The sequence below is a fragment of the Hydrogenophaga sp. PML113 genome (genome assembly GCF_001777155.1).
GTDB classification, from domain to species: Bacteria; Pseudomonadota; Gammaproteobacteria; order Burkholderiales; family Burkholderiaceae_C; genus Hydrogenophaga; species Hydrogenophaga borbori.
On sequence record NZ_MIYM01000006.1, the window covers coordinates 321,594 to 333,237 of the forward strand.

10 protein-coding genes and 1 pseudogene are annotated in these 11,644 nt (G+C 67.8%); 8 read left to right on the plus strand and 3 right to left on the minus strand.

The window, feature by feature from the left end; translation table 11 throughout:
• The first annotated feature begins 1 nt into the window (after nucleotide 1).
• Nucleotides 2-481, plus strand: coding sequence for an LPS assembly lipoprotein LptE (gene lptE / locus BHU06_RS14205; RefSeq protein ID WP_070399830.1), 480 nt, complete (start codon nucleotides 2-4; stop codon nucleotides 479-481).
• A gap of 4 nt (nucleotides 482-485) precedes the next feature.
• Nucleotides 486-1,538, plus strand: a complete 1,053-nt coding sequence (gene holA, locus BHU06_RS14210; RefSeq protein ID WP_070399831.1) for a DNA polymerase III subunit delta — start codon at nucleotides 486-488, stop codon at nucleotides 1,536-1,538.
• 10 nt (nucleotides 1,539-1,548) lie between these two features.
• Here the strand turns inward: holA and BHU06_RS14215 are convergent, their stop codons facing one another.
• Nucleotides 1,549-2,508 (minus strand): helix-turn-helix domain-containing protein, encoded by a 960-nt coding sequence (locus BHU06_RS14215; RefSeq protein WP_070399832.1) that lies wholly within the window; start codon nucleotides 2,506-2,508, stop codon nucleotides 1,549-1,551.
• 197 nt (nucleotides 2,509-2,705) lie between these two features.
• Here BHU06_RS14215 and BHU06_RS14220 point away from each other — a divergent pair, with 197 nt between their 5' ends.
• The 6 genes from BHU06_RS14220 to BHU06_RS14245 all read left to right on the plus strand — a co-directional run bounded on the left by BHU06_RS14220 (nucleotide 2,706) and on the right by BHU06_RS14245 (nucleotide 9,297).
• Nucleotides 2,706-3,902: an amino acid ABC transporter substrate-binding protein gene (locus BHU06_RS14220; protein ID WP_070399833.1), complete on the plus strand. Its 1,197-nt coding sequence runs from the start codon at nucleotides 2,706-2,708 to the stop codon at nucleotides 3,900-3,902.
• Nucleotides 3,903-4,012: 110 nt separating this feature from the next.
• Complete coding sequence (locus BHU06_RS14225; RefSeq protein WP_070399834.1) at nucleotides 4,013-4,915, plus strand: branched-chain amino acid ABC transporter permease; 903 nt, start codon at nucleotides 4,013-4,015, stop codon at nucleotides 4,913-4,915.
• 82 nt (nucleotides 4,916-4,997) lie between these two features.
• Nucleotides 4,998-6,026 (plus strand): branched-chain amino acid ABC transporter permease, encoded by a 1,029-nt coding sequence (locus BHU06_RS14230; protein WP_070399835.1) that lies wholly within the window; start codon nucleotides 4,998-5,000, stop codon nucleotides 6,024-6,026.
• Nucleotides 6,016-6,903 carry an ABC transporter ATP-binding protein gene (locus tag BHU06_RS14235; protein ID WP_254668178.1) on the plus strand — a complete coding sequence of 296 codons (888 nt, stop codon included), beginning with the start codon at nucleotides 6,016-6,018 and terminating at the stop codon, nucleotides 6,901-6,903. Before BHU06_RS14230 ends, BHU06_RS14235 begins: the two co-directional genes overlap by 11 nt.
• Nucleotides 6,900-7,793, plus strand: a complete 894-nt coding sequence (locus BHU06_RS14240; RefSeq protein WP_070399836.1) for an ABC transporter ATP-binding protein — start codon at nucleotides 6,900-6,902, stop codon at nucleotides 7,791-7,793. Before BHU06_RS14235 ends, BHU06_RS14240 begins: the two co-directional genes overlap by 4 nt.
• Before the next feature lie 49 nt (nucleotides 7,794-7,842).
• Nucleotides 7,843-9,297, plus strand: coding sequence for an aldehyde dehydrogenase (locus tag BHU06_RS14245; RefSeq protein WP_070399837.1), 1,455 nt, complete (start codon nucleotides 7,843-7,845; stop codon nucleotides 9,295-9,297).
• A 621-nt stretch (nucleotides 9,298-9,918) separates the two neighbouring features.
• Here BHU06_RS14245 and BHU06_RS22155 read toward each other — a convergent pair.
• Both BHU06_RS22155 and BHU06_RS14255 read right to left on the minus strand, forming a co-directional pair.
• Nucleotides 9,919-10,707 (minus strand): SDR family oxidoreductase, encoded by a 789-nt coding sequence (locus tag BHU06_RS22155; protein WP_083293240.1) that lies wholly within the window; start codon nucleotides 10,705-10,707, stop codon nucleotides 9,919-9,921.
• 13 nt (nucleotides 10,708-10,720) lie between these two features.
• Nucleotides 10,721-11,509: pseudogene (locus BHU06_RS14255) on the minus strand (aminotransferase class I/II-fold pyridoxal phosphate-dependent enzyme); the annotation flags it as partial.
• Nucleotides 11,510-11,644 lie beyond the last annotated feature (135 nt).

Here is an 11,644-nt window from a genome sequence, read left to right on the forward strand (position 1 = left end):
CATGAACAGGCGTCTCCTGCTCGGTGGTGCGGCGGCCCTGGCCTTGCCGGCCTGCGGCTTCAAGCTGCGCGAGGCGCCGCACTTCGCGTTCGACGCCGTGCAGCTCACCGGCGTGGCCGGCTACGTGACCGCGCAACTGCGCCGCGAGATGCAGGTCAACGGCCTGCGCGTGGACGGCAACCCGTTGCCGCCGGTGATCCTCACCGCCCAGGTGGACCAGCGCGAGCGCGTGGTGGTGGGCCAGACGGCCGCCGGCCAGGTGCGCGAACTGCAGCTGCGCGTGCGCTTTCGCTTCAACCTGCGCACGCGCGAGGAGCGCATGCTCATCGACGACAGCGAGCTGCTGCTCGAGCGCGACCTGAGCTTCAACGAAACCGTGGTGCTCGCCAAGGACGCCGAAGAGCAGATGCTCTACCGCGACATGACCACCGACATCGCGCAGCAGGTGATCCGCCGCCTCGCGTCGGTGCGCCAGCTCTGACGGCATGCAGCTCGCCGCGAACCAGCTCCAGGCCCAGCTCCAGAAGGGCCTGCGCAGCCTCTACACCCTGCACGGCGACGAGCCGCTGCTGATCCAGGAAGCGGGCGACGCCATCCGCGCCGCCGCGCGCGCCCAGGGCCACACCGAGCGCACCGTGCACACCATGGCCGGCGCGCACGCCGACTGGTCGGCGGTGCTGGCCAGCGGCGCGTCGCTGAGCCTGTTCGCCGACAAGCAGATCGTCGAGGTGCGCGTGCCCTCGGGCAAGCCCGGCAAGGACGGCTCGGCCGCCCTGCAGCAGCTCGCCGAGTCCGCCGACGGCAATGACAGCACGCTCACCCTGGTGGTGCTGCCGCGCCTGGACATGGCCACCCAGAAAAGCGCCTGGTTCGCCGCGCTCGACGCCCACGGCGTGACCGTGCGCGTCGACCCGGTGGACCGAAAGGCGCTGCCGCAGTGGATCGCCACGCGCCTGCAGGCCCAGGGCCAGCGCGTGGCCGCGGGCGAGGAGGGCCAGCGCACCCTGGCCTTCTTCGCCGACCGCGTCGAAGGCAACCTGCTGGCCGCGCACCAGGAGATCCAGAAGCTCGCGCTGCTGCACCCACAGGGCGAGCTGGGCTTCGAGCAGGTCGAGTCGGCCGTGCTCAACGTGGCGCGCTTCGACGCCTTCAAGCTCGCCGAGGCCGTGCTGGCCGGTCAGGTGGCGCGTGTGCAGCGCATGCTCGACGGCCTGCAGGCCGAGGGCGAGGCGCCCGTGCTGGTGCACTGGGCGCTGGCCGAGGACATCCGCACGCTCAACCGCGTGCGCGGCGCGGTGGACGACGGCCGCCCGCTGCCCATCGCCCTGCGCGAAAGCCGCGTCTGGGGCGTGAAGGAAAAGCTGGTCGAGCGCGTGCTGCCCACGCTGGGCACGGCGCAGCTGGCGCGCTGGCTGGACGACGCCCACACCGTGGACGGCATCGTCAAGGGCCTGAAATTCCCCGACTGGCCCGCCGAGCCCTGGCAGGCCCTGCACCAGCTGGCGATGAAGGTGGCGCGCGCCTGCGCGCCGCGCTGAAGCGCTTCGCTCAGCCCGCGCGCTGGGCCGTGGCGCGGTAGTTCGACGGCGTGCGCCCCGTGTGCTCGCGGAACACGCGGCTGAAGTGCGCGGTGTTGTTGAAGCCCCAGGAAAACGCGATCTCGGTGATGGTGCGCGTGGCGCTGGCCGCATCGCCCAGCTCGCGCATGCAGCCCTGCAGGCGCTGGCGCAGGATGTACTGGGCCAGGGTGTCGTCCTCGGCGCTGAAGGCCTTGTGCAGGTGGCGCTTGCTGCAGTTCATGGCGCTGGCGATGTGGTCCAGCGACAGGCCGGGGTCGCGCAGGTGGCGGCCGATGTGCACGCGGATGCGGTCGCGGAACGCCTCCAGCTGCGTGCGCCCGTCGCCGCGCCCGGCCAGCTCCAGCAGCGACAGCCGCACCAGCTCCACGATGGCCTCGCCCGCGCCGCGCGCGGCCGACTCGCTCATGCCTGGCAGCTCCTGGTAGGTGGTGCGCATGGTCTCCAGCGCCACGCGTGCGATGCCCGAGACGCCACCGAACTGCCGCGCCATCAGCGGCTCCAGCGCCAGGCCGCGCTCGGCCAGCTGGGCCTTGGGCAGCATCACGATCAGGTGCTCCACCTGCTCGGGGTTGGCCACGGCGTAGGCGTCGGTGGTGTCGTAGATGGCCCAGCCGCCGGGCCGCACCCAGGCCTCGCGGCCCGATTGCTGCACGCCCGCGCTGCCGCGCCAGGGCGCCACGATCTTGAGGTAGGGCCGCTCGCCCGCGCGCGCCTGGCGGTCGCTTTTGATCACGCGGTGTCGGTTGGCCTCCAGCCGCGTCAGTACCACGTCGCCCGCCTGCGAGGCGCTCATGTGGCCTTCGAAGTCGGTGTCGCCGTAGAGGTCGGAGTCCAGGCCGCCGAAGTGCGTCCACACCCACTCGCGCCAGATCGCCGCGCGCTCGGCGGGCGCCACGGCGTCGGTGCTCATCGGGGTGGGATCGCTCACGGTGGTCGGGGTTGGCGGGCTGGGGCTGCCATTGTTGCGTGATGTCTCAGGTCCCGCGAGGGCGTTGGATTGCGGGTAAACCCGCACCCCCATGCGCGATTGGTCAAGCGGACAGTGCGTCCACGGTACAGCGGCGCGCGGGCGCATTTCCTACCATGGCGGCGTCCGAGGACAACCCCCAACCCCAGGAGACGAGCATGGCCATGAGCAACCGCCGAGTGATGATCCAGCAGACCGCCGCCGCCGTGGGCGCCATGGCGGTCGCCCCGCAGCTGATGGCGCAAAGCGCGCCGGTGCGCGTGGGCTACAGCATGTCGCGCACCGGCCCGTGGACGGGCGGCGCCCAGACCAGCCAGGAACCCAACTTCCTGCTCTGGGCCGAGCAGCAGAACGCCGCCGGCGGCCTGGACGTGAAAGGCGTGCGCCGCAAGATCGAGCTCATCAGCAGCGACGACCGCAGCGACGTCGAGACCGTGGTGCGCACCTACGAAAAACTCATGGGCAGCGACAAGGTCGACCTCATCCTGCCGCCCTGGGGCTCCAACGCCAACTTCGCCGTCGCGCCGCTGGCCAACCGCTTCGGCTACCCCTTCCTGGCGCCCACCGCGCTGTCCAAGCGGCTGGTGGACCTGAAGCTGCCCTACTTCTTCCTGTTGCTGCAGCAGCCCAAGCCCATGTGCGACGCCCTGGTCGACATGCTCAAGGCCAGCGGCGCCAAGACCGTGGCCTGCATTTACGTGGACGACCTGTTCGGTCTGGAGAACTACGCTGCCCTCAAGGTGGCGCTGCAGGGCAGTGGCATCAGCCTGGTGCAGGACACCAGCTACCCCGGCGGCGTGAAGGACCTCAGCCCCACGCTGCGCGCCATCAAGGACAAGAACCCCGACGCGTTCGTGGGCTTCACCTACCCGCCCGACACCATCCTTGCCAGCCGCCAGGCCAAGGAGATCGGCTTCAATCCGAAATTCTTCTACGCCTCGGTGGGCACGGCCTTCCCGCTCTACAAGAACGTCATCACCGCGGCCGGCGCCGAAGGCGTGCTCGGCATGGGCTCGTGGAACAGCAAGACCAGCCCCGGTGCCAAGGCCTACTTCGACGCCCACGTGGCCAGCCAGAAGAAGGAACCCGACCGTTGGGCCAGCGGCGCCTGCTGGGCCGGCATGGAGATCCTCACCAACGCCGTCAAGCAGCACGGCCTGGACCGCAAGGCCATCCGCGACTACGTGGCCAACACCACGCACAAAACCATCCTGGGCGACATCAGGTTCCAGGGCAGCGAGAACGTGGGCACGCCCGGCACCGTGGGCCAGTGGCAGAACGGTGAGTTCGAGGTGGTGTGGCCGCAGCAGGTGGCCACGGCCAAGCTGAACCCGAACAAGCCCGCCTGGAGATAAGACCACCCCCGCGCCGCGCCCGCGGCGCGTCACCCCCTCAAGGAGGCAACGCCTGCGGCCCGGCAAAGCCGGTTCCGCGGCGTTCTGGATCACTCCCCCTCATTCATCGAATGTCCTTCTCTTCCTGGCTTGAACTGATCGCCTCCGGTCTCATCACCGGGGGCATCTACGCGCTCGTCGCGCTGGGCCTGAACCTGCAGTACGGGCTCATGCGCATCCTCAACATCGCGCACGGCGAGTTCCTGATGGTGGGCGCCTTCATCACCTGGATGGCGGCCGCCACCTTCGGCCTCTCGCCGCTGTGGATGATCCCGGTCTCCTTCGCGCTGCTCATGGCCATCGGCGTGGCCGTGCACTGGCTGTGCTTTCGCCGCCTCACCGCCACCTCGCCCAACCTCGACGTGTTCGAGGCGCGCGGCCTCATGGTCGCCTTCGGCCTCATGTTCTTCGTGCAGAACGCCATCTCCTGGATCTGGGGCGGCGACCTGCGCGGCTACGACTACCTCACCCAACCCTTCGCCATTCCGCTGCCCGGCGGGCAGGCGCAGTTCGCGGTGAACAAGCTGCTGGTCTTCGGTCTGGCCCTGCTGTTCGCGGGCGCGCTCATCGTGCTGCTGCGCACCACGCTGCTGGGCAAGGGCGTGCGCGCGCTCATGCAGTCGCCCACCGGCGCGATGCTCGTGGGCATCGACACCAAGCGCCTGCACCCGCTCATGTTCGGCATCGGCCTGGGCCTGTCGGGCGTGGCCGGCTGCCTGCTGTCCATGGCCTACACCATCAGCCCTTCGATGGGCGAGCCCTACACCGTCACGGCGCTCATCGTCATCACCCTGGGTGGCTTCGGCAGCATGGGCGGCGCGCTCGCGGGTGGCCTGCTGCTGGGCGTCATCGAGGCCATCGGCATGCACTTCACCAACCCCTCGCTCAAGGCCTTGCTGAGCTACATCGTGTTCATCGGCGTGCTGCTGCTGCGCCCTGAAGGCCTGTTCTCGCGCAAGACAAGAAAAGCATGACCCCCACGCTCGTCACTTCGTGTACTTCGCTGCCTCCCGAGGGGGCTCTCGGCTCCTTGGGGCGGCCCGGCGGAGCCAAGGCATGACCCCGAGACAGTTCCTCATCCGCGATGCGCTCGTGCTCTTCGGCCTCACCGGCTGGGCCGTGGCACTGCCCGGCTTCGCCAGCGAATTCGTGGTCTCCATGGCGCTCACCTGCCTGATGTACATCGCGCTCTCCTCGAGCTGGGCGCTGTTCTGCGGCAGCACGCGCTACCTCTCGCTCGCCACCTCGGCCTTCTTCGGCATCGGCGCCTACACCAGCGCCATCGGCCTGGAGACCTTGAGCTGGCCGGTGGCCATCGCGACCGGCGCGGGCGTCGCGGCCGTGGTGGCGGTGGTGATGGGTGCGGCCGTGCTGCACCTGCGCGGCACCTACTTCGCCGTGCTCACCTTCGGCATGACGGAGTTGATCCGCCACGCCATCAGCTACTTCGAGAAGAGCGTCACCGGCACCGTGGGCCGCGTGCTCATGGTGGTGCCCGAGCGCGACACCATCTACTTCACCGTGCTGCTGCTGGCGGTGCTGGCGGTGGCGCTGTCCATCGCCATCCGCCGCACGCGCTTCGGCCTGGCCATGATGGGCATCGGCGCCGACGAGCAGCGCGCCCAGACCCTGGGCGTCAACACGCGCCTGGTCAAAACCGCCGGCTTCGCGCTCACCGCGGCCATCGCCGGCGCCGTGGGGGCGGCCATGAGCGTTCGCTGGACCTACATCGACCCGCACACCGTCTTCAACCCCTTCATCGGCTTCCAGACCGTGCTCATCGCGCTCATCGGCGGCGCCATGACGCTGTGGGGCCCGCTGATCGCGGCCATCGTCTTCAGCGTGCTGGCCGAGACCCTGCGGCTGCAGGTGCCGCAGGTCTACATGATGTCGCTGGGCCTCTTGCTCATCCTCTCGGTGCTGTACCTGCCGGGTGGCCTGGCCTCGGTGCGCGCCGACACCTTCAAGGGCTGGTGGCGCGACGGCAAGGCCTGGTGGGCGCAAACCAAGGACGACCTGAGCGGCGAGACCGAGCGCCGCAAGCAGCGCGAGAAAAAACAGCGGGAGGCGCGCCATGTCTACTGATGCCAACATGGCGCCCCCACGCTCCGCCGTTGCGCGGGTCGCTGCCCCCCAAGGGGGCGCGGCCGAGCTTGGGGCGGCCCGGCGCTCGACCCAGCCCCTGCTGGTGGCCCAGGACATCACCGTGCGCTTCGGCGGTCTCACCGCGGTCGACCAGGTCAGCGCCAGCTTCATGCCCGGCGAACTGGTCGGCATCATCGGCCCCAACGGCGCCGGCAAGACGACCTTCTTCAACGCCATCTCCGGCGTCACCCCGCCCACCAGCGGCCGGCTGGCGCTGCGCGGCCGCTCGCTCGCGGGCCAGGCGCCGCACCGCTTCGCGGCCCAGGGCCTGGCGCGCACCTTCCAGACCCCGCGCACCTTCGGCGACATGCTCGTGCGCGACAACATCGCCTTCGGCCTCAAGTTCGCCGGCCGGCGGCGGCGCGAGTACCTGTTCTGGGGCGACGAGGTCGGCGTGCCCTGGGTGCTGCGCACGGCCGACAGCATCCTCGGCCTCATCGGCCTGGGCGCGCAGGCCGAGCTGCCCGCCGCCGCCATCACGCCCTCGCAGCAGCGCCTGCTCGAAATCGGCATGGCCCTGGCCACGCGGCCCCAGCTGTTGCTGCTCGACGAAGTGGCCGCCGGCCTCACCGAAAACGAAGTGGAGGACATGGCCCGCCTGATCCGCCGCCTGCGCGACGAGCTGGACCTCACCGTGGTCTGGATCGAGCACGCCGTGAGCACCCTGCTGCGCCACGTGGAGCGCGTCATCGTGCTGCACCAGGGCCGCAAGATCGCCGACGACGTGCCGCGCGCCGTCATCCGCAACCCCGAGGTCATCGAGGCCTACCTGGGCGACGAGATGGGCGAAGCCGAAGCCGAAGGGGCCGTCGCATGATGTGGTACCGCCAAGACCCCTTCCGCCTGGGCGGCGCGAGCCAGGCCCACCTCAAGATCGACGGCCTGAGCGCGGGCTACGGCGCCTTCCTGGTGCTGCGCGATCTGAAGCTTGAAGCCAGGCCCGGCCTCACCGTGGTGCTGGGCCCCAACGGCGCCGGCAAGACCACGCTGCTCAAGGCCATCAACGGCCTCATCCCGCGCCAGGGCGCGGTGCTGCTGAACGGCGAAGAACTCCCCGAGAAAACGCATGAGATCGTGCAGGCCGGCGTGGCCCTGGTGGCCGAGGGCCGCCAGCTCTTTCCGCAGATGAGCGTGACGGAAAACCTGGAACTCGGCGGCTGGCTGGTGTCGGCCCCCAGGTCCGGGCAGAGCCCGGCCCGCCCTCCGGGGGGGACGAGCCTGCTTGGGGCGGCCCGGCGCATGCTCGGCTCCAAGGCCGAGCGCGCGCGCCGCATCGAACAGGCTTTCAGCGACTTCCCCAAGCTGCGCGAACGCGCCCACCAGCTGGTCGGCACCATGAGCGGTGGCGAACAGCAGATGGTGGCCGTGGCGCGCGCCATGATGTGCGCGCCGCGCCTGCTCATGCTCGACGAGCCCTCGCTGGGCCTGGCGCCCAAGATGGTGGACGAGCTGCTGGGCATCGCGCGCCGCATCGCCGACGCCGGCACCACCGTGCTGATGGTGGAGCAGAACGTGAAGAAGGCACTGGCCGTGGCCGACCGCGGCTACGTGCTGGAGCGCGGCGCCATCGTCGCCAGCGGGCCCGCGAAATTGCTCGCGCGCTCCACCGTCATCCGCGAGGCCTACCTGGGCGCCGACAAGGACCCGGCCACCGGCACCACCAGCGCCGCCGACGCGGTGCAGCGCCGCAAGGCCGTCGCCGCCTGACCGCACCCGCACACACTCACAAACGACCGCACACGCCCAAGGAGAACCCATGTCCGACCTGTCCATGCTCATCAACGGCCTGAAGGTCACCGCCGAAAAAGGCGCCACCTTCGAACGCCGCAACCCGCTCGACGGCAGCGTGGCCACGCGCGCGCCCGCCGCCAGCCCGGCCGACGCGGTGATGGCCGTCGAAGCCGCCGCCGAGGCCTTCAAGACCTGGAGCGAAACCGGCCCCGGCGAACGCCGCGCCCTGCTGCTGAAAGCCGCCGACGCGCTGGAAGCCAAGACGCCCCGGTTCATCGAAGCCGTGGCCGCCGAAACCGGCGGCACCGCCATGTGGGCCGGCTTCAACTGCATGCTCGCGGCCGGCATGATCCGCGAGGCCGCCGGTCTCACCACGCAGATCTCGGGCGAGCTGATTCCCTCCGACGTGCCCGGCTCGCTCGCCATGGGCGTGCGCCAGCCGGCCGGCGTGGTGCTCGGCATCGCGCCCTGGAACGCGCCCATCATCCTGGGCGTGCGCGCCATCTGCGTGCCCCTGGCCTGCGGCAACACCGTCGTCTTCAAGGGCAGCGAGAACTGCCCGCGCACCCACCAGCTCATCGTCGAGTCCTTCCAGGACGCGGGCTTTCCCGCCGGCGTGGTGAACTACATCACCAACGCCCCGGCCGACGCGGGCGCGGTGGTGGAAGCCATCGTGGCCCACCCGGCGGTGCGGCGCGTCAACTTCACCGGCTCCACCAAGGTCGGCAAGATCATCGCCATGACCTGCGCCAAGTACCTCAAGCCCGTGGTGCTGGAGTTGGGTGGCAAGGCGCCCATGGTCATCCTGGACGACGCCGACATCGACGACGCCGTGAACGGCGCGGCCTTTGGTGCCTTCGCCAACAGCGGCCAGATCTGCATGAGCACCGAACGCCTCATCGTCGACAGCAAGGTCGCCGACGAGTTCGTGAAGCGCTTCGGCGACAAGGCCAGCCAGCTACCCGTGGGCGACCCGCGCAAGCCCGAGCCCGTGGTGCTGGGCTCGGTCATCGGCATGAACACGGTGAACTTCTGCAACGAGCTCATCGACGACGCCCTGGCCAAGGGCGCCAAGCTGGTGTGCGGCGGCAAGAGCACCGACACCCTGATGCCCGCCACCGTGCTCGACCACGTGACGCCTGAGATGCGCATCTACCGCGAAGAAACCTTTGGACCGGTGAAGTGCATCGTGCGCGTGAAGGGCGTGGAAGAGGCCATTGCCTGCGCCAACGACAACGAATACGGCCTGAGTGCATCCGTCTTCGGCAAGGACATTGCGCGCGCCTACAACGTGGCCCGCAAGATCGACAGCGGCATCTGCCACGTGAACGGCCCCACCGTGCACGACGAAGCGCAGATGCCCTTTGGCGGCGTGAAGGGCTCGGGCATCGGCCGCTTCGGCGGCAAGGCCGGCATCGCCGAGTTCACCGAGCTGCGCTGGATCACGGTGCAGACGACGCCGCGGCACTATCCGTTCTGAGTTGGGGTAGCGAGGAGGGGGAGGACGAAGGCCCTGGAAGTGGAGGCTTCCAGGGCCTTTGTTTTGGCTGGTGCTTCCTTCGTCACACAAAGGATGCCAATGGTGTGCCTCAAACACCGCCACCCCTCTACGACTCGACCCAATACTCACTGCCTTCACATCACCTGGGAGTTGGGTTTGAGCTTATCCAGACATGTCATCAAAGCGAGCTTTCAGTCGTTGCACGACTACCGAGAGAAGGCCTCCGCCCTGGCCAATGCCGCGCTGACGGTGATGCGCGAGCAGCGCGAGAATCGGCCCGCCTCAGATGGGGAGTTGATCGTTGGGGTCCTCCTGAGCTTGTTGGAGCGGAGGGACGATCTTCTTGATGCGGAGGCTGGGTTGAGCAGTATGTTGGAGCGGTCGACAGCGGGGACTTGAAGCTGGATTGAGCGGGCGATAGGACTGTCCGACCGCTTGAGACTGGGCTGAGACGTTCGCCCTCCGTGCGGGACTGGCAGCTTGCCACCCGGAGCAGTCCCTCACCCACGTTCCGAAACCCGGCCCCTCAGTTCTCAAATGCCCTCGCATCCAGCGGGCGGGCTGTGCCACTCGCAGTCACCTTCAGCACAAAGCGCCTCGCTAGATGCCTTGCACTAGGCCTCCATCGACTCGAATAGTGCTTCCGGTGATGTACGAGGCTGCTTCACTGGCCAGGAATGCCACTGCGTTCGCATACTCTTCCGGCCGACCATACCGACCCAGGGGTATGGACGATGTACTGCTGGCCCGGACCTGCGCCACCGTACGGCCCTCTCTCGCCGCCTTCTTTTCGTCTAGCTCTGTGATGCGCTTCGTGGCAATGCGCCCAGGAACCACAACGTTGACTGTGATGCCCAACGCACCGACTTCCCCGGCGAGGGTCTTGGACCAGGTAACCAGTGACGCACGAAGAGAATTGGAGAGCGCCAGGTTGGGAATAGGTGCCAATACACCAGACGAACTGCTCGTGACAATCCGCCCCCATCTCTTCTCTCGCATGCCAGGAAGGATCGCGTCGGTGATGGCAATGACGGCCAGGACCATGCTGTTGAAGCTGGCCAGCCACGTGTCGGGTGAGTTGCCCGAGGCCAATGACGGCGGCGGGCCTCCGGTGTTATTCACAAGGATGTCGATGGTTCCGCCCAAGTGCTGAGTACAAGCGGAAATGCGCGCCTCCAGTTGCCCAAGGTCAGAGATGTCCCAGCCCAAGCAGTGCGCCTTCAGTCCTGCTGAGCGGATCTCTTCACAGGTCGCTTGGGCTGCGGCTTCATTGATGTCTGCCACCATCACGGTGGCCCCTTCCTCGGCCAGACTCTTGGCAATGGCCGAACCCAGGCCACCGCCTCCTGCCAGCACCAATGCCTTTTTTCCATTTAGTCCCAGGTTCATGATCGGCTAACCCTCAAGTCGACAGTGATTCGCAGAAGCGAACAATTCCTTCACACGCTTCGCAAAGGTTCTGCTCGCTGGATGCGTAGGAAATTCGGAAATTCATCGGCGCGCCGAAGCCGGTACCGGCTACGACGCCCACGCCCTCCTGCTCGAGAAGCTCACGAGCGAAGTCTTCGTCGTTGGCCAGAATCACCCCGCTTCTGGTCTTCTTCCCGACAACGCCGGAGCAGTTGGGGAAGACGTAGAAGGCGCCCTGCGGGATCTCGCATCGAAGTCCGTTGGCTTTTGAGAGCAGATCGAGGACCAGGTCGCGGCGCCGCTTGAAGATCTCTCGCCACTCGGCAAGGAACTCTTGAGGACCATCCAGCGCTTCGACAGCGGCCCACTGAGAAATCGTGCAAGCGCTGGTGGTGGTCTGGCTCTGGATGGCATCCATAGCCTTTATCAGGTGGGCAGGCCCAGCGCCATAGCCGATTCGCCATCCGGTCATCGCATAGGCCTTGGAGACGCCGTTGACCAGCAAGGTCCGCTCCCGCAGACCGGGCTCCAGCGCGACGATGCACTTGAGAGCAGTGCCTGAATACACCAAGTGCTCGTAGAGATCGTCGCTCATCACCCAGACGTTCGGGTGACGCATCAAAACGTCAATGAGCCCAAGCAATTCGGATACCGAATAGACAGCACCCGTAGGGTTGGAAGGCGAATTGAGAATAACCCACTTCGTTCGCGACGTGATCGCGCGAGACAGGGCTTCCGGTGTGAGTTTGAAGCTCGATTCAATCGTCGATTCGACGATGACCGGGGTGCCTGTTGACGATCACCCAATACTGACCCGTCGTGATCATTCAAATTTGACCCACCCTCAAGGCTACCTGACGGCAGCCGGTTCTGTGGATAAGTCCTTGTCTGGACTCTCCGTCTTAGCTCCTTTCTT

What these genes read in the sequence shown, in the direction of transcription:
- BHU06_RS14225 (WP_070399834.1), top strand. Translation starts at nt 4,013, where the DNA reads ATGTCCTTCTCTTCCTGGCTTGAACTGATCGCCTCCGGTCTCATCACC.
- holA (WP_070399831.1), top strand. Translation starts at nt 486, where the DNA reads ATGCAGCTCGCCGCGAACCAGCTCCAGGCCCAGCTCCAGAAGGGCCTG.
- BHU06_RS14220 (WP_070399833.1), top strand. Translation starts at nt 2,706, where the DNA reads ATGGCCATGAGCAACCGCCGAGTGATGATCCAGCAGACCGCCGCCGCC.
- BHU06_RS14235 (WP_254668178.1), top strand. Translation starts at nt 6,016, where the DNA reads ATGTCTACTGATGCCAACATGGCGCCCCCACGCTCCGCCGTTGCGCGG.
- BHU06_RS14230 (WP_070399835.1), top strand. Translation starts at nt 4,998, where the DNA reads ATGACCCCGAGACAGTTCCTCATCCGCGATGCGCTCGTGCTCTTCGGC.
- BHU06_RS14245 (WP_070399837.1), top strand. Translation starts at nt 7,843, where the DNA reads ATGTCCGACCTGTCCATGCTCATCAACGGCCTGAAGGTCACCGCCGAA.
- BHU06_RS14240 (WP_070399836.1), top strand. Translation starts at nt 6,900, where the DNA reads ATGATGTGGTACCGCCAAGACCCCTTCCGCCTGGGCGGCGCGAGCCAG.
- lptE (WP_070399830.1), top strand. Translation starts at nt 2, where the DNA reads ATGAACAGGCGTCTCCTGCTCGGTGGTGCGGCGGCCCTGGCCTTGCCG.
- BHU06_RS22155 (WP_083293240.1), bottom strand. Translation starts at nt 10,707, where the DNA reads ATGAACCTGGGACTAAATGGAAAAAAGGCATTGGTGCTGGCAGGAGGC.